At 42.8% G+C, this 19,414-nt stretch carries 17 protein-coding genes; 7 read left to right on the forward strand and 10 right to left on the reverse strand.

Translation table 11 applies throughout. The annotated features are described in order from the left end of the window. Positions 1–17 precede the first annotated feature (17 nt). The 5 genes from AC1W6K_RS05000 to AC1W6K_RS05020 are packed head-to-tail and all read right to left on the reverse strand — an operon-like array spanning position 18 to position 4,739. The gene (locus AC1W6K_RS05000) at positions 18–722 is read right to left on the reverse strand and encodes a hypothetical protein (RefSeq protein ID WP_481946673.1); all 705 of its coding nucleotides are present in this window, start codon (positions 720–722) and stop codon (positions 18–20) included. Further along, on the reverse strand, positions 713–1,765 hold the full coding sequence (locus tag AC1W6K_RS05005) for an agmatine deiminase family protein (protein ID WP_481719657.1): 1,053 nt from the start codon (positions 1,763–1,765) through the stop codon (positions 713–715). The genes AC1W6K_RS05000 and AC1W6K_RS05005 overlap by 10 nt, the downstream gene beginning before the upstream one ends. Position 1,766: 1 nt before the next feature. Next, positions 1,767–2,525, reverse strand: coding sequence for a type III pantothenate kinase (locus AC1W6K_RS05010; RefSeq protein ID WP_481946674.1), 759 nt, complete (start codon positions 2,523–2,525; stop codon positions 1,767–1,769). Continuing rightward, positions 2,516–4,438, reverse strand: a complete 1,923-nt coding sequence (locus AC1W6K_RS05015) for a nitrilase-related carbon-nitrogen hydrolase (protein ID WP_481946675.1) — start codon at positions 4,436–4,438, stop codon at positions 2,516–2,518. The genes AC1W6K_RS05010 and AC1W6K_RS05015 overlap by 10 nt, the downstream gene beginning before the upstream one ends. 1 nt (position 4,439) lies before the next feature. Further along, complete coding sequence (locus AC1W6K_RS05020) at positions 4,440–4,739, reverse strand: hypothetical protein (RefSeq protein ID WP_481719663.1); 300 nt, start codon at positions 4,737–4,739, stop codon at positions 4,440–4,442. 98 nt (positions 4,740–4,837) lie between these two features. Here AC1W6K_RS05020 and AC1W6K_RS05025 point away from each other — a divergent pair, with 98 nt between their 5' ends. Next, positions 4,838–5,485, forward strand: a complete 648-nt coding sequence (locus AC1W6K_RS05025; protein ID WP_481946676.1) for a 7-carboxy-7-deazaguanine synthase QueE — start codon at positions 4,838–4,840, stop codon at positions 5,483–5,485. Positions 5,486–5,488: 3 nt separating this feature from the next. Continuing rightward, a complete protein-coding gene (locus AC1W6K_RS05030; protein WP_481946677.1) occupies positions 5,489–6,685 on the forward strand; it encodes an OmpA family protein in 1,197 nt (398 codons plus the stop codon). On the opposite strand, the gene AC1W6K_RS05035 is transcribed toward AC1W6K_RS05030, so the two are convergent. Beyond that, positions 6,682–7,170, reverse strand: coding sequence for a septal ring lytic transglycosylase RlpA family protein (locus AC1W6K_RS05035; RefSeq protein ID WP_481946678.1), 489 nt, complete (start codon positions 7,168–7,170; stop codon positions 6,682–6,684). The genes AC1W6K_RS05030 and AC1W6K_RS05035 overlap by 4 nt on opposite strands. A gap of 84 nt (positions 7,171–7,254) precedes the next feature. Continuing rightward, on the reverse strand, positions 7,255–8,517 hold the full coding sequence (locus tag AC1W6K_RS05040) for a citrate synthase (protein ID WP_481946679.1): 1,263 nt from the start codon (positions 8,515–8,517) through the stop codon (positions 7,255–7,257). A gap of 177 nt (positions 8,518–8,694) precedes the next feature. Between AC1W6K_RS05040 and pepT the strand changes: the two genes are divergently transcribed. Next, positions 8,695–9,957, forward strand: coding sequence for a peptidase T (gene pepT / locus AC1W6K_RS05045; protein WP_481946680.1), 1,263 nt, complete (start codon positions 8,695–8,697; stop codon positions 9,955–9,957). Between the two features lie 163 nt (positions 9,958–10,120). Here pepT and guaA read toward each other — a convergent pair whose 3' ends face one another. Next, positions 10,121–11,644 carry a glutamine-hydrolyzing GMP synthase gene (guaA, locus tag AC1W6K_RS05050; RefSeq protein ID WP_481946681.1) on the reverse strand — a complete coding sequence of 508 codons (1,524 nt, stop codon included), beginning with the start codon at positions 11,642–11,644 and terminating at the stop codon, positions 10,121–10,123. Positions 11,645–11,703: 59 nt separating this feature from the next. Then, positions 11,704–12,897: an exo-beta-N-acetylmuramidase NamZ family protein gene (locus AC1W6K_RS05055; protein ID WP_481946682.1), complete on the reverse strand. Its 1,194-nt coding sequence runs from the start codon at positions 12,895–12,897 to the stop codon at positions 11,704–11,706. 31 nt (positions 12,898–12,928) lie between these two features. Here AC1W6K_RS05055 and AC1W6K_RS05060 point away from each other — a divergent pair, with 31 nt between their 5' ends. Beyond that, positions 12,929–14,137, forward strand: a complete 1,209-nt coding sequence (locus AC1W6K_RS05060) for an ABC transporter permease (protein WP_481946683.1) — start codon at positions 12,929–12,931, stop codon at positions 14,135–14,137. 1 nt (position 14,138) lies between these two features. Further along, positions 14,139–15,986: a M61 family metallopeptidase gene (locus AC1W6K_RS05065; protein ID WP_481946684.1), complete on the forward strand. Its 1,848-nt coding sequence runs from the start codon at positions 14,139–14,141 to the stop codon at positions 15,984–15,986. On the opposite strand, the gene AC1W6K_RS05070 is transcribed toward AC1W6K_RS05065, so the two are convergent. Next, positions 15,976–17,235 (reverse strand): cation:dicarboxylate symporter family transporter, encoded by a 1,260-nt coding sequence (locus AC1W6K_RS05070; protein ID WP_481946685.1) that lies wholly within the window; start codon positions 17,233–17,235, stop codon positions 15,976–15,978. The genes AC1W6K_RS05065 and AC1W6K_RS05070 overlap by 11 nt on opposite strands. Before the next feature lie 116 nt (positions 17,236–17,351). Here AC1W6K_RS05070 and trxB point away from each other — a divergent pair, with 116 nt between their 5' ends. Next, entirely contained in the window at positions 17,352–18,290 is a 939-nt protein-coding gene (gene trxB / locus AC1W6K_RS05075) for a thioredoxin-disulfide reductase (RefSeq protein WP_481946686.1), read from the forward strand. Positions 18,291–18,299: 9 nt separating this feature from the next. Continuing rightward, on the forward strand, positions 18,300–19,412 hold the full coding sequence (locus AC1W6K_RS05080) for a peptidoglycan DD-metalloendopeptidase family protein (protein WP_481946687.1): 1,113 nt from the start codon (positions 18,300–18,302) through the stop codon (positions 19,410–19,412). The last annotated feature ends 2 nt before the right edge of the window (positions 19,413–19,414 follow it).

Consider the following 19,414-nt stretch of genomic DNA (forward strand, 5'->3'; position numbering starts at 1 on the left):
TTAACCAATAAATAGAGCTAACGGAGCGAATCATTCACACGAATCTCATACGCAAATCCATATTGATACGCCCCAAAACCACGCTTACCGCCTTTCCAAGTGCCACGTTTGAAACGTACCGAGTTCCCTTTTATCATAGTTGAATAATCCCATTGCACCTCCGAAACACCTAACAAATCCTTTACATCTCGTTTTGCCCACCAATCTAATCCCACGGATCCAAGACGGGCACCCCAAATAAACCAACTCAAGGGATTGGAAAAACTACTCCATTCCAGTAAGGTAATTGGAATTTGAACCAAACCACTAACTTGATTTAATTGGTGAACAAACGCCTGATCTTTTGAATAATCATCTAATTCCCAGAGGGAAACTTGAACACCCACGCGCTCACCCGGACGAATTACGACTGATTTTAATTGGACAGTATCCAAAGATATTTGTTGGCCCTGAGCCACAGAACCCACGTAAACCAATTTTGAACTTTCAGGAAATACCGTTTCTCCCACAATTCTGACTATTGCTATTTGCACCATTAACTCATCACGCAAGGTGATATTTTCTTGTAAATCATGCGCCGTAATTGATTTTAAGTTAAGTTTAACTTCCTTTGCGAGAGGCTGAATTGGTACATCAACTGCTTGGTTTACAGGTAATTGACTTACGCTTTTGGCGCAAGACCAAAGAAATAGGACCGAAAAAAATACACGAATTAAACGCATGCGTTCGCTTGAGGTTCTTGCTGAGTTAAGCAATGAAAACTACCCTGCCCCCAAATAATATGTTTAGCCGAAAGACCAATAACGGTACGATCTGGAAATAATTGTGTCAATGTCTCCAAGGCAAAAGTATCTTGCCGACAATCAAACGTAGGTACAATCACCCCCGCATTACAAATGTAGAAATTGGCATATGAACCTGGCGCCCGAAAATCATCAATCACCACCGGATCTGGCATCGGTATTTCAACAATATTTAAAGGCTTGCCATTTAATAACCGCATTTCCTTTAATTCAGCTAGGTTTTGAGCCAAAACAGCATGGTTTTCGTCGTCCACCCGTGGTTCCACCATCGCAATCACCGTGTTCGCATTCACAAATCGAACTGTATCATCAATGTGCCCATCTGTATCATCCCCTACAATTCCATCCGAAACCCATAAGACTTGTTGGACCCCATAAAAATCACAAAGATATTTTTCAATTTCCGCTTGACTTACATGCGGATTTCGGTTTGGATTCAGTAAACATGAACGAGAAGTCAATACGGTTCCGGCCCCATTAAAATCAACAGAACCACCCTCCATCACAATACCAGGACTTACGGAACGTAATCCTGTAGTTTGCGCAATGGCTTTGGGCGAGGCATTATCATCCCCGTAAGGAGGATATTTTCCACCCCACGCATTGTATTCCCAATCAATAATCATGCGAGCATCGCTTGAATGATGAACCAAAAATGCTGGTCCATGATCTCGGCACCACGCATCATTCGTCGGACGAATATGTAATCGAATCTGTTGAGGATCAATCCCATAAACAGGCAATTGACTTTGAATAAATGAAGCTAAAGTCGAATCATTCACCTGAATATTCACCAACTCACCCGTTGAAATCACGCGGATTAAATCAAAATACTCAGGATACATTTGGCCTAATTTATCCCCTTGCCAAGAATGATCATTGTGTGGAAATGTGATCCAAGTAGCTACATGTGGATGCCATTCAGCTGGAAAATAAAATCCCTCTTCGCGTGGTGTAGACATATTATTGCTGAGCGACAATGCGCAAACCTTCTAAGGTGATCAATTTATTTACTTCGTCGAAATAATTCTCCAACGGAGTTAAAATAGAAGATAAACCACCCGTAGCAATGACCTTTAACCCCGAACCTCGCTCAGCTTTTACGCGTGAAATCATTTCCTTAACCATACCTACATACCCCCATAAAATACCTGATTGAATCGCAGAAACGGTATCATGACCTAAGGCTGAATTGGGCATTTCTAAAGGTACTTCAGGCAATTGCGCTGTCTCAGAAAACAAGGATTTAACGGCTGTTTTCAATCCAGGGGCAATGGAAACCCCTTGCATTTTTCCTAGTGCATCCACTAAGGTAAACGTCAAGGCCGTTCCAAAATCAACAATTAAAACATCGGAAGAATAATTTGCGTGCGCATAGACTGAATTCGCTACTAAATCAGCGCCTATCTCATCTGGGCTAATCACTTCAATAGGCAATGTGGCATATAATTTAGGCCCCATCACCTTCACGGGATAGTTTACCCAATGCTCTAGGCCTTTTTGGATTTGCGTCAACACCGACGGCACCACCGAACTAATCAAAATCGATGCTACCTTGACCTCCGGAAAACCTTTGTCAGTGAGCTCCTTCTGAATCCAATGCTCCATCCGAATCGCACTCCAAGGCTGATGCGTAGAGGTACGTAAAATCACTTTCCACTCCGTTTCAGTGTAAAATCCACAGACGATGTCTGTATTTCCTATGTCAACTACTAAATGCATGCAGGTAAATCTTTTTCAAGTCCAGCCGATAAAATCGGGAAACGCAACCATGATTTTGGATCAAGGCTGTAATCATCCACATGGAAACCTGGGGCGTAACGCTCCCTTTTCCATTGATTTCGTGCCCATAAACGAAAGAATCGATGGGCAAATTCATCTAATTTGGTCGCATCAAACTGAGCACCGTATACTTGATTTAATTTTGAAACACATTCAGCAGGCGACAAACGCTCATAAAACGACCAGCGTTCTAAAGCATTTAGGATCGGATATGGCATCAAATCTTCTTCATCTACTTGCTTCGAATCCAATGGCCGCAATTCCGCACTCGGCTCTAAGGCATTCACACCAGATAAACCTGGAATCTTCCAAGTGCCTGCCAAACCAATTTCTTGCATCCATTTCAACCAAATTCGAATGAATGATTTATCAATTCCGGCAATTGGCGAGATGGAACCCGACGTATCGCCGTCCATGGTGGCATAACCCACACTTGCTTCAGAACGATTTGATGTGGCTAAAAGGAGGGCATTATTTATATTGGCCAACATCCACGCGCTCGGGGCTCGAACACGTGATTGCACATTTTGTAAGGTAATGTCATCCGTTTCCCAGCTCAATTCACGCCCAATCGCCCCTTCGATCAGTTGGCGATACTCCGCCACCAAACCATCTATCTGAATTTCGGAATGATCCGAACCAATGCAATTAGCCAACGTTTGAGCTGAGGCACGCGTTTCACTGGAAGAATTGACCGTCCCTTGATATAAGGTACGAATGAAACGTTTGACAAATGCTTTTGAATTTGGCATTGAATCCATCCATGGGATATATGCCAAACGCTTTTTCATCCCTTCCCAACCAAGCTGCTGCTCAGCTAAATGAGATGCTAAATAACATAATGAAGCAATTGCAGATGAATCCGCACCTCCTGAAAGTGAAATCACAAAACCAAACGAATTTGATTTACGTACATAATCCCACAAACCCAACGAAACTGTCCGCGCAAATTCTTCTTCCTTTATGTACTCCGAAGACTCCCAGTTGGCCGCTATAAAACGCTGCGAAACAACCTGAGTCTCTCCTATAGCAGGCAATGAAATAATATCGTCACCAGCATCATTGACCGATTTTAATTCCACAGAGGCGTAAATCAGTTGATGATCGTTCAGGGAAAAACGTTTGGTTTGACAGATGATTTCGCCTTGCTTTGCCACATAGGCATCGCCATCAAAAATCACACGACCTGATTCATTTCCCAATAAATTGGCAAAAACATAGACCCCATCAATAATTCGGGATCCTTCACGAGTTAGGGCTTGACGAACTTTCGATTTTCCAAATGAAAAATGTGAAGCCGTCGGATTAACTACCAATGAAACACCGCGTTTAGCTAGCGCATGTGCGGGTCGTTTATCACCTTCCCATGCATCCTGACATATTTCGACACCCATCGTCCACGTGCCCAACCGAACGCGGTAATCTCCAAAAGGGATACCATGCCACTGGGAGCGTTTTCCTGCGGGCCAGGGGGTAAACCAACGTGGCTCATAATGAACACCATCGTCGGCCAAATGCTGTTTGGGAATCAAAGCGACTACTTTTCCAGCGGTTATCCCCGCGGCCACATTGAATAAATGACCTTCGTGACGCATCGGTAAACCGACCCAAATGAACATGGAGGTAGTTTCAGAGGCTAATTTATGGAGGTATTCAATCGCTTTGGTTTCTGTAAAGGGGGCTAAAAATTGATCCTCGCAGCCATATCCCGTTAAACACATTTCAGGAAAACAAAGTACCTGCACGCCGGCCGATTCCGCTTCCGATAAAGCTGATTTAATTCGAAGGTAATTTCCTTCCCAGTCTAAAGGAGTCTGATTTAAAACGGCAGCCCCTACATTGACGTGCGACATATTAACGTTGCTTAGCAGCTACTGGAGCTGGCTTTTTTCGTGCTAAAATTTTATACCAAGGTTTTCTGGTCACAATCTCTTTCTGGCCATTAGCACCCACCCTGACGTGCTTGTAACGCGGCGTCCACATCCACGACATAGCCTCGCGTGGACGGTAATACCCTTCTCCATGCCGGTGTTCAACGCGCACCCGACAAGTTTGGCGGGGACAGCGGGCGGACCAACAAGCACTCAGCATCATAGCCGTAAAGACTACGAAAAGAACATTCCAATAAGGACGTGTACGAGATGCTTTTGACATGAAAAAGGTTAAAAAGAATTCTAAGCTAACGCTTGAACGAATCCTGATTAGTTAAATTACAAATCAACCCGTATTTTTACTGGGAATTTAAGGTCAATATGCAATCCAAAGTCAAAGATATAAAAACAGGCGCAAAATTAGATGTTTTTGAATACCCTGTCATGGAATCTTTTTATACGATTCAAGGCGAAGGAAAATATCAAGGGCATACCGCCTATTTTATTCGTTTGGGTGGCTGTGATGTCGGTTGTCACTGGTGCGATGTCAAAGAATCTTGGCCAGTAGACACACATCCCCGCAAATCAGTTGGCGAATTAGTCAATGAAGCATTGGCATTTCCAGGCCGACTCGTCGTAATTACGGGCGGAGAGCCATTGATGCACGATTTAGGACCCTTAACTGAAGCACTTAAAGAAGCAGGCTTTCAGACCAATATCGAAACTTCAGGAGTCTGTAAGGAAGTAACAGGCACTTGGGATTGGATTTGTTTTTCGCCCAAAAAATTCAAGGAACCCAATCCTGCCATTCTTGATTTAGTACATGAATTAAAAGTGGTGATTTTTCATCCATCAGATATGGCTTGGGCAGCAGCTTGGGCAGATAAGATTCCATCAGAGGCGGTCTTATATTTACAACCCGAGTGGTCTAAACAAGAAATAATCAATCCATTGATTGTCGATTTTGTCAAATCAAATCCCCAATGGCGCATATCGGTTCAAACCCATAAGTTCCTACAAATCCCATAAGGTATGTTGGCCTGGCTCATCCCCTTTGTCGCTTTTTGCATGCCGATGGACAGCCTCCCCTCGCCTATTACGGAACTAAATTTACAGCGCACCCAATACTTTCCGCATTTTAATGTAGCCAGTCAAAACCTCTACATGACCATTCGCAAAGCGGCTAAATCAGATGAAGAGCTATTTGTAGCCCACTGGAATGGGCAGCATTTTGAAGCCCCAGTACCTCTCAGCAGTATTAATCGAGAGAATAATGAGGGAACACCGAGTGTTAGTCGGGATGGCAAATCACTTTATTTTTCAGCCTGCGAATACCCCAATAGTTTTGGTGGTTGTGATTTGTATGAAAGTCAATGGAGTGGAGAAGCCTGGTCAAAGCCAAAAAACCTGGGTTTTTTAATCAACTCGCATGAATGGGAAGGGCAGCCACATATAAGTCCAGATGGAACAAAACTTTATTTTTCATCAGATAGAGTGGGTGGATTCGGGAAGCGGGATATTTGGGTAAGTGAAAAAGATGACCAAGGACGCTGGAATACCCCAAAAAATATAGGTAATCTCATAAACTCAAACGAAGATGAACAAGGCCCCTATATTTTGGCCGATCAATCTGTCTTCCTATTTTCAAGTAGTAAATCAGGTGGGAAAGGTGGTCTTGATTATTACCAAACGAGATATCCACTCCGTTCAGACGAACACCCCGAAGCTCTTCACGTGTTAAATACATCGAGTCATGATGCAGGAATAAGTATAGGTCCCGAAGTAGATTCCTATTTCATTTCGCGTAAGTCATCAGTAACGGAACGTGAATTAGATATTGCACGCGTGTGGATTAAGCCTGAAACTTGGCTCAAAGCAAAAGTTAAACGGATTGAATTTGACTCGCTTAATTTTGAGGTTATTCAGTTTGCGAATAACGCTTGGAATTTAACCGAACCCATTCCTGATTGTTTAGCCAAATTAGCGACCTACCTACAGGAAAATCCAATGCAATCTATTGAGATACAAGGCCATACGGATGACATTGGAAATGCATCAAGTAATCAAATTTTATCTGAAAAACGGGCCTTAGCTGTCAAAATGCATTTGATGAAATTGGGTATCGCATCTGATCGAATTCAAACCCAAGGAATGGGGAATACGGCTCCGAAGGAAAAACTAAACCGACAAATGAACCGCCGAATTGAAATACGGCTACGTTTGAATTAACGACGTACTTTTTTCTTTTTGCGCTTTTTACGCGAAGATTTCTTCTTTTTGGGAGCGATTGGATGTTCCGCTCGGCCAACTGAATCACGTTGGGCCCAAACAAATTTCAATGAATCCGTTATTTCTTCGGGGGCCAAAAGTCTCAATTCAACTTTAGAAATACCGAGAGGTACCAAACCCAAATCTTGAGCAGCACATTTAGACACATCGATCACACCACCACGTATAAATGGACCGCGGTCATTCACGCGTACAACTACTTTTTTTCCTGTTTTAATTAAAGTTACTTCTACCCAAGATCCCATTGGATAGGATTTATGTGCAGCTGAATAAACGTAAGGATGATATTTTTCTCCTGAGTACGTGCGTCCTCCCCAATGTCTGATGTGGTAAAAAGTACCTAAGCCTTTTTGGATTTGTGCGTTGCCCATGAAGGAGGCCAACAAGCATAATGTACTGAAAATGAACCTATTTTTTTGAATCATAGGGTGTAAAAATACTGGGAATTGGGGGATAAAACAAAAAGGCCCCTACAAGCAGGGGCCTTTTTAACGTTATTTAAGAACGAATTAGCGTTGTGACATTGGGACAAATGCACGTGGAGTTGCTCCTACATAAATTTGTCTTGGTCGGCCAATCGGCTCTTTATTTGTTATCATTTCTGTATGCTGTGTTATCCAACCCGGTAAACGTCCAATCGCAAAAATGATCGTAAACATATTAGTAGGTATGTGCAAAGCACGATAAATTATCCCTGAGTAAAAGTCTACATTGGGATACAACTTTCGAGATACAAAATAATCATCATCGAGAGCAGCAGACTCTAATTCTTTCGCAATTTTCAAAACAGGATCTTTAACGCCTAAAGCAGTCAAAACATCATCGGCCGCGACCTTAATTATACGCGCACGAGGATCAAAATTTTTGTACACGCGATGACCAAAACCCATTAAACGAAATCCTGAATTTTTGTCTTTTGCTTTTTCAACAAAATGTTGTGTATCGCCACCGGCTTGCTTAATTTCTTCCAACATTTCGATTACCGCTTGATTAGCCCCGCCGTGCAACGGTCCATATAAAGCTTGAATACCTCCTGAAATGGAAGAAAATACACTGGCATGCGAAGAACCAATCATGCGAACAGTAGATGTGGAGCAATTTTGCTCATGATCTGCATGTAAAATCAATAACTTATTGAGAGCTTTTGAAACAATGGGGTCAACTTGATACGCTTCACCTTTTTTTCCAAACATCATTTTCAAGAAATTTGAACAATAGTCTAACGATTGATCTGGATCAACAATCGCTTCTCCAATTGATTTCTTGTAATTCCAAGCGGCAAAAATAGGCAATGCAGCTAATAGACGAAGTATATTTTCCTCTTCTACATCAGTACCAAACTGTCCTTCCATTAAACCAACTAAAGCGGATAATTCACTCATAGGGTGGGTTGATAAAGGTATCGCCTCCGCAATTTTCAATAATGATTCATTGCAAACTGAATATTTCTTGATTGATTGCTCAAATGCATCTAATTGTAATTGTGTGGGTAATTCCCCGTATAACAATAAATAAGAAACCTCAAGGAAACTTGCTTGATCTGCTAATTCCTCAATGCTATACCCACAATGTCTAAGAATTCCTTCTTCGCCGTCTAAAAATGTAATAGCGCTCTTGGTTACACCCGTGTTTTTGTAGCCTGGGTCGTAAGTTACATAACCGGTCAAATCCCGTAATTTAGCAATATCGATAGCTTTTTCGTGTTCAGTTCCTTCCAAAATAGGAAATTCAAAACTTTTACCATCCAACTGGATTACTGCATTTTGTGACATAATCATAAAAATAAGGACGAAAATAATACAACCAAAGTAACAACTTAGGTTCAACTTAAAAAATCAAAGTACTAATATAATACGTTAATTTGAAAGGTTGATTACCTTTATTTATCCAATTTAATTTAATTCTTTAAACACAATTTATTCTTCTAATATTTCAAAAAAATGAATCATATGATTAATATATCCGATTTATTTAAAAAATATACTTTCACATCGACCGAACGATTTCTTCGCTATGTACAAATTGATACGCAATCAGATCCGCGCTCTCCTCATAGCCCTTCGACCGAAAAACAGAAGAATTTAGGAGCGATTTTAGTGGATGAACTTAAGGAATTAGGACTGGCAAATACTGAACTTGACCAATACGGATATGTCTACACGTTTTTACCTGGCAATGTCTCGCATGAAACACCAACAATTTGTTTTTGTGCGCACATGGATACCTCGCCAGATTGTTCGGGGGCAGATGTGAAACCGATTGTGCACGCCAACTACCAAGGACAGGATCTCGTGTTACCCGATGACATCAGCGTTATTATTCGGGCTTCCGAGCATCCCGATTTAATGGAACAATATGGAAATGATATCATTACAGCAAGCGGTAACACACTTTTGGGAGCAGATAATAAAGCAGGAGTAGCTGAAATTATGGATGCCATTACTTTTTGGGTAGCCCACCCAGAAGTTCCCCACGGACCCATTTCAATCGTATTTACCCCCGATGAGGAGGTAGGCCGCGGCACAGACTACATCGACCTGTCCAAAATCAATGCCACCTACGGGTATACTTTAGACGGGGAAAAGCGTGGTCACTTGGAAAATGAGACTTTTTCAGCCGATGGATTTAGCGTCTACATTAAAGGCATCTCACAACATCCTGGTTTTGCCAAAGGCCGCATGGAAAGTGCCTTGAAAATTGCCGCAGAAATTATCACTGCTTTACCGAAAGACACATTGAGTCCAGAGACGACAGAAGGCAAACAAGGATTTATTCACCCGACGGATATAAAAGGATCTGTGGAAGAAGCGCGGATTGATTTTATTTTACGGGATTTTAACACAGCTAAATTGGCCGAATATGGGGAATTGATTCAATCTATCAGCCAAAAGGTCTTAGCAAACTACCCAAATTCATCAGCTACTTTCGAGCAAAAAGAACAATACCGCAATATGTATGAAATCTTAAAAGATCATCCGCAGTGCATGGAATATGCGATGGAAGCGATGAAATTAGCGGGATTGAAACCTGAAACCTGTTCCATCCGCGGAGGTACTGATGGTTCGCGTTTGACATTTATGGGACTCCCCTGCCCGAATATCTTTGCCGGCGAACATGCCTTCCACAGTAAGCAGGAATGGGTTTCCGTGCAGGATATGCAAAAAGCGACGGAGACGGTCATCTATTTGGCTAGCATATATACTAGACGTTAGACGCTAGACGTTAGACTTTAGACGCTGGACTTTAGACGCTGGACGCTGGACGTTAGAAGAAGGACATTAAAAATCAGTGAAATAAAAAAGACGCGATTTCGCGTCTCAATTAATTATTCCTAGGTCTGACGTCCAGCGTCTAACGTCCAACGTCTATTTTATCTTACTCCCACTCAATGGTCGCTGGTGGTTTCGAAGAAATATCATACACCACGCGATTTACACCTTTAACCTTATTGATAATTTCATTGGAAATACGTCCTAAGAACTCATAAGGCAGATGACACCAGTCGGCAGTCATCCCATCCACACTACTCACCGCACGAAGGGCAACTACCTGCTCATACGTACGCTCATCACCCATAACACCGACCGATTGAATAGGCAAAAGAATCGCTCCTGCCTGCCAAACCTGATCATATAAACCATCTTCCTTCAAGCCATTTATAAAGATGGAATCCACTTTTTGCAAGATCTCCACTTTCTCTGGCGTGATATCACCCAATATACGAATACCCAAACCCGGACCCGGGAATGGATGACGTCCTAAGATATCTTTAGGGACACCCAAAGTCTTACCGACCAAACGCACCTCATCTTTAAACAAGGCTTCTAATGGCTCCACCACCTTCAATTTCATGAAGTCTGGCAAGCCGCCTACGTTATGGTGCGATTTGATGGTCGCACTTGGGCCTTTTAATGACACCGACTCAATTTTATCGGGGTAAATCGTACCCTGACCTAACCAAGCCACACCCTCAATTAAATGCGCCTCGTGATCAAAAACCTCAATAAATGTTTTACCAATCGCCTTCCGCTTATCTTCCGGATCCTTCAATCCCTTCAACGCATCGTAAAATAATTGCTTGCTATTGACGCCTTTGACATTTAAACCTAGCTCCGTATATGATTCTAATACTTGCTCAAATTCATCCTTGCGCAATAATCCATTGTCCACGAAAATGCAATATAAATTCGTGCCAATCGCCCGATGCAATAACACCGCCGCCACTGAACTATCTACCCCACCTGAAAGGCCCAACACCACTTTATCGTTTCCTAATTTCACTTTCAATTCCGCCACCGTACGATCCACAAAGGAATCCGACGTCCATGTTTGCGCACATCCACAAATATTCACCACAAAGTTTTTGATCAACGCACCACCCTCTAAGGAATGTGTTACTTCTGGATGGAATTGAATTGCATAAATCGGCTTATCCACATGTGCGAACGCCGCTACCCGTACCGACTCCGTCGAACCAATCACCTCATATTGCGCTGGCAATTCCATAATCGTATCACCATGCGACATCCAAACTTGTGAATTTGAAGATAAACCTGCCAACAAAGGACTCGATTTAACCGTTGTCATGTGTGCCCGACCATACTCCCGGTGATCAGATGCCTCCACAGAACCACCACCCAAATAAGCAAGCAACTGCGCACCATAGCAAATGCCTAAAATAGGCCGATTACCAAATTGCTCTAAATTCACCCGTGGAGAATCCGCCTCACGGACCGAACATGGACTACCCGATAAGATGATGCCTTTGACAGAATCGTCTAACTCAGGAATGTGATTAAATGGATGAATTTCGCAATATACTTGAGTCTCACGGATACGACGCGCAATCAATTGCGTCACCTGAGAACCAAAGTCAAGAATGATAATTTTTTCCGCCATAAAGCTTTTTGCTTAAAAATAAACGGCAAAGGTCGCAATTTATGAGGAAAAACAGGCTATCAATCGCGATAAATTAAATAGCGTTTACGCATTTTTTTGTAGGCCTCCAATGCCGGTTGCCACGAGGCCCGAATTTCAGATTCTGATTTTCCAGCCAGCATCTGTAAACGTATCGAATCCGTTCCTGCCAATTTATCAAAGAATGATGCCGAAGTAAAAAAAGATTCCTTACTACCTGTCGCTTGAAAGAAATGGATCAAGTATTTCAATGAGAAACCAAGTTCCCTGGTAGTAACCCCGCGTAAATCAAGGCCATAACACAATTGATCCTTCAAAGGAGGATCCATAGCGCCGGGCGTAGGAACTGGTGTAAACGTATACGAGCCTGCCGCCGGATTGGGTGTCCCTAGTACTTGAAATTGCGTCAGGGTGCCACGACCCACACTGACAATGGTGGGCTCCAACAAACAAAGTGAAGGATATAAACCGATAGACTGATCATTCGGCAAATTTGGAGACGGTGCAATCGTAAGCGGAACTGCATTCCGATGTTTGTAAGACCGACAAGCAATAACTTGGACATCACAAGTGAGGCCGTTGGCCAGCCAACCCTCTCCATTAATCATCCCCGCAAACTCCCCCATCGTTAAACCATGTACCACGGGAATTGGATTTAATCCCACAAACGAAGCAAATTTGCGATCTAACACCGGACCATCCACATAATGACCATTTGGATTTGCTCGATCTAAAATCAATAATTTTACCTTATTCTCCGCGCAAGCCTCCATCACATAAAACAAAGTTGAGCTATACGTGTAGAACCGAGCACCTACATCTTGAATATCAAAAACCACGACATCTAAACCCTGCAAATCTTCTGAAGTAGGCTTTTTATGCTTGCCATATAAGGAAATCAAGGGTAAGCCTGTTTGGCGATCGACCTCATTATCAATATGCGCACCAGCATCCGCTGTTCCCCGAAATCCGTGCTCGGGTGCGAAGACACGCTTGACTGAAATACCCGCCCGCAAAAGGCTGTCGGCCAAATGCGTCGACCCAATCACCGAAGTATGATTGACCACGAGGCCCACCGACTTCCCTTTAAGTAATGAAAAATAACGATTTGTTTGAAACGCTCCAGGAATCGCTTGTGCAAAAATCCCTTGCATTGCCATCAAAAACAATACTGCTATTAACTTGTAGTTTCGAGCCATTCCCATTTTCTTTGCGCTTCGGATTAGAAGGTTCAAATATCCGATAATTTTTATAAAAATAATAACTGTGAATTTCCCTCTATTCGTTGCCCGTCGCATTCGAAATACCCACGAGACTTCATTCTCTAAGACGGTTACGTATGTGGGCATTGGCACCATTGCCTTGGGAACTTGCATTATTTTAGTGGCCTTTTCTATCCTTTTTGGCTTTAAAAATGCCATCATACAAAAGATTACGAATTTCTCTGGCGACCTGCGCATTAGCCAAATTTCCGGCAATCATTCCCTCTCTGAATCACCCATGCAACGCAATGAAGCCTGGGAAAAAACAATCCGCAACCATCCGTACATCAACCATCTCCAAGCGCACGTCCAAAAACCAGGTATCCTCGTGGGCGAAAAAGGACTCGCGGGTGTCGTGATTAAAGGAATCGGTGCAGATATGCCTTTGGCACAAGTAAATCAAATTATCATTGCCGGAAGCGGGCAAATGAAAAAGGGCCAAAGCGTCATATTGAGTCAGGAATTAGCCCAACAATTAAAAGTGCGGGTAAATGGATCGCTGATTCTATATTTCCTGAGCCAGCCGAACAGACCTAGAAAAGTACAGGTGCAAGGGATATATGAAACTGGACTAGAGGAATTAGATAAGCTTTTTGTACTAGCTGATCGTGATTGGGTACAAAAAATGAATGGGTATACTGCTGATTCAATCGGAACTTATGAAATATATTTGAAGCAACCGGTAGACCTAAACATCGCCGCGAACCGATTGACAAAAACACTCGATCCTACATGGAAACTAGAAACCAAAGTAGAACTTTTCCCAGCCTTATTTGATTGGATGCAAATGCTCGATCGCAACATTGTCATTTTCATCTCGCTATTGCTCATTGTCGCTTGCTTCAACCTTATTGCCACCTTATGGGTGTTAATCATGGAACGTATTCCTATGGTTGGTTTACTGAAGGCTCTCGGCAGTTCAGCGTCACAGATTCGCAGTATTTTCTGGTGGAACGGTGTCTTTATTCTGTTGAGAGGATTGCTGATAGGCAATATCCTCGCCATGGGGTTTTGTTGGCTCCAAGCCACCTACCACCTCATTCCGCTTGACCCACTAAATTATTACATGAATGCAGTACCGATTTATTGGGACTGGTTGACGTGGGTTTGGGTTAACTTGAGCACCTGTGCTTTAGTTAGTATCATCATTTACATTCCGACACACTTTATTACAAAAATCGATCCACAGACCGCGATCAATTATAAAAATTAATATGCAGAAATTCCTACTTGCTTGCCTTATTTGCATGGGAACCACCGTTTTTGGTCAAGGTTTCAACGTTCAAATCAATCTAAAAGACGTAACTGAAGACCGGTTGAAAATTCAAATGAATTTCCCGCCACAAAAACAAAAAAGCATTCAGTTTAATTTCCCAAAGATTGTGCCGGGAACATATGCCAATTATGACTATGGACGTTATATTGTCAATTTTCAGGCATTCGACCAACAAGGAAAATCACTTGCGGTAACCAAGAAAAATGTCAATCAATACCAGATTTCAGATGCGACTAAATTAGCCTATGTACGTTATGAGGCGAATGATACCTGGGATAGTCCCGAAGTGAAAGGCGAATATATCTTCGAACCAGCGGGTAGTAATTTCCAAAAAGACACCTTGTTTGCGTTGAATACACATACCATTTTAGGCTATGTGAGCGGTCAGGAAAAACAACGCATTAAATTACAAATAGAAAAAGCGAGCCATTTAGTGGGCGTCAGCTCCCTGAAGAATACCACCCAAGGTGATGTGGATACTTATTTGGCAGCATCCTACCAAGAATTAGTGGATTCCCCAATCATGTATTCTCCAGCGGATACCGCCAAAATCATGATGGGCGAAACAGAAATTATCATCTCCCTGTATTCCCCGAATAATACATTGAGCGCCAAACAAGTCGCTGCGAAAGTTGAACCACTGCTAGATGCCCAACGGAAATACCTAGGCGGAAAATTACCAGTGAAGCGGTATGCTTTTTTAGTAGTGCTCTCAGACAACCTGAAAGGCGGAAGCTACGGCGCGCTCGAACATGCGCAATCCTCGTTCTATTACCTACCCGAAGGAAATTCAGATCAACTCAGCCAAACCATTCGTGATGTCTGCGCACACGAGTTTTTTCATATTGTAACGCCTCTATCGATTCACTCAGAGGAAATCGGATCCTTTGATTTTAATGAACCTAAGATGTCCCAGCACCTATGGCTATACGAAGGGTTGACGGAATATGCGGCACACCACATGCAGGCAAAATATGAGCTGACCACGTGGAATGATTTCTTTAAGACCATTCAAGAGAAAAAAGAAACAATGGATATGCAATATGATGCGAAGGTTCCGTTTACGGTGATGAGCCAACAAGTCTTAGGGAAGCGCAAAGAACAATATGGGAATGTGTACCAAAAAGGCGCGTTGATTGGCTGGGGATTGGATTTGTTCTTGCGCCAACAATCGAATGGGGCCTATGGAACGCAACAAATGATGACTGAACTGGCTAAAACGTATGGACCGGATAAATCATTTCAGGATGATGAATTATTTGAGGCTTTGGTGCGCATGACAAAAATGCCTGCTTTACGTGATTTCTTTAAACAATATATAGCGGGTAATGAAGCCTTGCCGATCGACGCATGGTTGCAGCATATCGGCTATACGTGGGACACCACACAAAAAGAAGAAATCAAATCTCCGGGATTTGATCCACAGGGCTTAGCCATTAAGATGGAAACGAAGCGCGCGTATGTGGAAAGTAAATCCGCGATTAATGCACAGGGAGAAGCGCTAGGTTTACAAGTCAAAGATGAGTTTATTAGCCTAAATGGCTTACCGATCGACATGGAGAATTTCGGCAAAAACATGAAGAAGATTTTACAAATCATTCAGCCTGGCGACATGTTTACATTGGAGGTGGCGCGTCCCAACGACACGGGGGGATACACCTCTGTCACGCTAAAGGCGCCTTTTACTCCTATTTCACAGGTAAGCAAGTCGGCAATTCGCCCTTTACTTTACCCGACACCTGAACAATTAAAACTACGTGCAGATTGGATGCGGGCTAATCCGTAACCGGAGGATTAAATTCTCCTTCATGCTTCGCTAACCAAACGGTTGCCACGCCATTGCCAATAAAATTGGTGATAGCACGCGCCTCCGACATAAAGCGATCTACGCCTAAGAGCAATGCCAAACCTTCCAAAGGGATAACCTGCAATGCCGTTAGCGTAGATGCTAAAACGACAAATCCACTCCCGGTTACACCAGCGGCACCTTTGGACGTCACCATCAATACCCCGATAATTGTTAGCAATTGCTCCCAATTCAATTGGATTCCATACACTTGGGCCAGAAATAACGTGGCCATGGACAAGTAAATACTGGTGCCGTCTAGGTTAAATGAATAACCTGCGGGAACTACGAGGCCAACAACGGATTTGGAACAGCCCATTTTCTCCAACTTCAACATGAGTGAGGGTAAGGCTGCTTCCGAGGAAGAAGTTCCTAAAACGATCAATAACTCCTCTTTGATGTAGCTTAAGAATTTGCCGATGCGCTCACCGCAGTTACGCATGATTAAACCAAGCACCACAAAAATGAAAATGGCCATCGTTGCATAGACAGAAACCATCAGTTTCGCGAGGGGTAATAACGAGTGAATACCAAATTTACCGATCGTATAGGCCATGCCACCTAACGCTCCCAAAGGGGCTAAATACATGATCGCATGCAAGGCTTTGAATACCCAATCCGACGCTTGATGCATACCGGAAATCATTTTGGCTTTACCGCGAACAAAATTCAGGAACGTGCCAAAAAACAAAGAGAAGCCTAAAACTTGAATGGTAAAATTTTCTTTTAGAAATAAGATCCAACTAAATGAAGCGGCCTTCGAGGTGTATTTCGAAATATCTCCACCTGCGACATCACCTCTAATAACGCCTTCACCTGGAGTTAACACATTGGAAACAAGTAAACCGATCAACAACGCAACTGTGGTGACTACCTCAAAATATAATAAAGCCTTTCCACCTACCCGGCCGACCTTCTTTAAATTTCCCATATTAACGATTCCTAAACTGATCGTCAAAAAGATGATGGGATGAATAAATAATTTGACAAGACTGATAAAAATACCACTAAAAACTTCGCTCAGCGTGGGGCCAAAAGCTAAGTCAGCACCCAAAAAGCTATAGCTTATTTTGCTTTCAAAAACAGGGTATAAAGCTAGTGAAGGTGCAAAATGGCCGACAAGCACGCCAATCAAGATTGATAAAAGCACCCAAAAGGTAAGATTGTGTGTAATATTCTTTGATTTCATTCGTTGGTAAAGAGGTTGTAACAAATGTAAGGAACTAAACTGAAATTTTCATCGTTTGGCATTCTGCACTTATTTGCCGAATTTTGTCGGCTCATTTCAACATTTTTTTTCCAACTATGGCTTCTTCTATTAAATGCTTAATTATTGGTTCTGGACCTGCGGGATATACGGCCGCAATTTACGCGTCACGTGCTGGATTAAATCCGGTTATGTACATGGGAGGACAGCCAGGTGGTCAGTTAACGACGACAACGGAAGTTGACAATTTTCCAGGCTATCCGCAAGGTGTAGATGGGCCAACCATGATGGTTGATTTAGAGACTCAAGCGAAGCGTTTTGGAACGGATGTACGTTATGGTATGGCGACGAAAGTTGATTTTTCAAGCCAGCCAAAGAAAGTGTGGATCGATGAAACCACTGAAATTTTAGCTGATTCAGTTATTATCGCAACAGGAGCTTCTGCCAAATGGTTGGGACTCGAAGGCGAAACAACCTACAATGGTTTAGGCGTTTCGGCTTGCGCTGTTTGTGATGGATTTTTCTACCGGAATCAAACCGTTGCGGTTGTTGGCGCCGGAGACACCGCCGCTGAAGAAGCAAGTTACCTAGCTAATTTATGTACCCAAGTTCACCTGATTGTTCGTCGGGACCAAATGCGTGCATCCCTGATTATGCAGGAGCGTGTAAAAAAGAATTCGAAAATCACGATTCATTGGAATTCAGAAACAGAAGAAATTTTAGGTGATGCCAATGGCGTGACGGGCATTCGCATTAAAAATAATGTAAGCCAAGCGACTGAGGAAATTGCGTTAACTGGTTTCTTTGTGGCGATTGGTCACCAACCGAATACCAGCATCTTTAAGGGCCAATTGGACATGGATGCTCAAGAATACCTAATCACAGAAAAAGGTACAAGTAAGACAAATATCCCAGGCGTTTTCGCGTGTGGGGATGTGCAGGATTCGATGTACCGACAAGCCGTAACGGCAGCAGGAAGTGGCTGTATGGCCGCTTTGGACGCGGAAAGATGGTTGGCCGCTAGCAATTTACATTAATACGATTTCATGAGTATCAAAAAACTAGTTTGGGGATTAGTGCTTGTCTTTGTGACATTGAGCGCGTATGCCCAAGAAAAAAAGTTATTTAAGAAGAATACGAAGATTGATTTCAAGTCGAATGCCAATTTGTATCAAAACAATTCCGCTAAAAAGAACGATTTAGACGAACTACCTCCACTGACTTTCCGCACGGAGAGTGAGAGTACAGCGACGGCTATTCAGGGATCTGAGATGCAGGAGCGTAAATATGAACCTTTGAAAATCCTTAATCCGACAATCAGCAATTTCGATACCACATCGATTGATGAAGGGGAGGCGTTGGTCGTGGAAATCGAGGAAGAAAATGCACCGGTGGGATCGGAAGATTTCGTATCGGTGGCATCCTATTATTCGATTTGGGATACCAAAAGTATTGATCCATACGATATCAATGCAAAGGATTTTGATGAGCCAATCGATTTGGAATTGTATAATTTACCGGCTGGCCGTAACTGGTCACCACCACTAGCCTCGGTGAAACAAACTAGTCCATTTGGGCCGCGTTGGGGCCGTTTACATGCCGGAGTGGATTTAGATTTAGAGACGGGTTATCCGGTTTATACGGCTTTTGATGGAATTGTTCGCGTGTCTAGTGTGGACTGGGGTGGGTACGGTAAATTTATGGTGGTTCGTCACTATAATGGATTAGAAACACTTTATGGACACCTGTCCAAGCAAAATCTAGAACCAGGAACTTTCGTTAAGGCGGGAGATGAAATTGGTCTAGGTGGAAATACGGGTCGGAGTACAGGTTCACACTTGCACTTTGAAACACGGTATGAGGGAAACCCCTTTAACCCAAATCAAGTTTATAATTTTGGAACGGGCGAACCCTTGTCGGACCATTTATTAATCACAGCCCAAACATTTAATGCCCGTGCACTTTCCCTTCGTAATGAATATGGAAGCGTGGGTGACAAAATCAAAACCCGTCGCAAAGCTTGGGTGAAAATTCGACCAGGAGATTCATTGTATACGATTGCTCAACGTGCAGGAATATCTGTTAATAAACTAGCCAAATTAAACGGCTTACGACTATCCTCTACCATTCGTGCTGGCAGACGACTTCGTATTCACTAAAT

This window comes from Aquirufa sp. (assembly GCF_964796385.1).

What these genes read in the sequence shown, in the direction of transcription:
- AC1W6K_RS05000 (WP_481946673.1), bottom strand. Translation starts at nt 722, where the DNA reads ATGCGTTTAATTCGTGTATTTTTTTCGGTCCTATTTCTTTGGTCTTGC.
- AC1W6K_RS05005 (WP_481719657.1), bottom strand. Translation starts at nt 1,765, where the DNA reads ATGTCTACACCACGCGAAGAGGGATTTTATTTTCCAGCTGAATGGCAT.
- AC1W6K_RS05010 (WP_481946674.1), bottom strand. Translation starts at nt 2,525, where the DNA reads ATGCATTTAGTAGTTGACATAGGAAATACAGACATCGTCTGTGGATTT.
- AC1W6K_RS05015 (WP_481946675.1), bottom strand. Translation starts at nt 4,438, where the DNA reads ATGTCGCACGTCAATGTAGGGGCTGCCGTTTTAAATCAGACTCCTTTA.
- AC1W6K_RS05020 (WP_481719663.1), bottom strand. Translation starts at nt 4,739, where the DNA reads ATGTCAAAAGCATCTCGTACACGTCCTTATTGGAATGTTCTTTTCGTA.
- AC1W6K_RS05025 (WP_481946676.1), top strand. Translation starts at nt 4,838, where the DNA reads ATGCAATCCAAAGTCAAAGATATAAAAACAGGCGCAAAATTAGATGTT.
- AC1W6K_RS05030 (WP_481946677.1), top strand. Translation starts at nt 5,489, where the DNA reads ATGTTGGCCTGGCTCATCCCCTTTGTCGCTTTTTGCATGCCGATGGAC.
- AC1W6K_RS05035 (WP_481946678.1), bottom strand. Translation starts at nt 7,170, where the DNA reads ATGATTCAAAAAAATAGGTTCATTTTCAGTACATTATGCTTGTTGGCC.
- AC1W6K_RS05040 (WP_481946679.1), bottom strand. Translation starts at nt 8,517, where the DNA reads ATGTCACAAAATGCAGTAATCCAGTTGGATGGTAAAAGTTTTGAATTT.
- pepT (WP_481946680.1), top strand. Translation starts at nt 8,695, where the DNA reads ATGATTAATATATCCGATTTATTTAAAAAATATACTTTCACATCGACC.
- guaA (WP_481946681.1), bottom strand. Translation starts at nt 11,644, where the DNA reads ATGGCGGAAAAAATTATCATTCTTGACTTTGGTTCTCAGGTGACGCAA.
- AC1W6K_RS05065 (WP_481946684.1), top strand. Translation starts at nt 14,139, where the DNA reads ATGCAGAAATTCCTACTTGCTTGCCTTATTTGCATGGGAACCACCGTT.
- AC1W6K_RS05070 (WP_481946685.1), bottom strand. Translation starts at nt 17,235, where the DNA reads ATGAAATCAAAGAATATTACACACAATCTTACCTTTTGGGTGCTTTTA.
- trxB (WP_481946686.1), top strand. Translation starts at nt 17,352, where the DNA reads ATGGCTTCTTCTATTAAATGCTTAATTATTGGTTCTGGACCTGCGGGA.
- AC1W6K_RS05080 (WP_481946687.1), top strand. Translation starts at nt 18,300, where the DNA reads ATGAGTATCAAAAAACTAGTTTGGGGATTAGTGCTTGTCTTTGTGACA.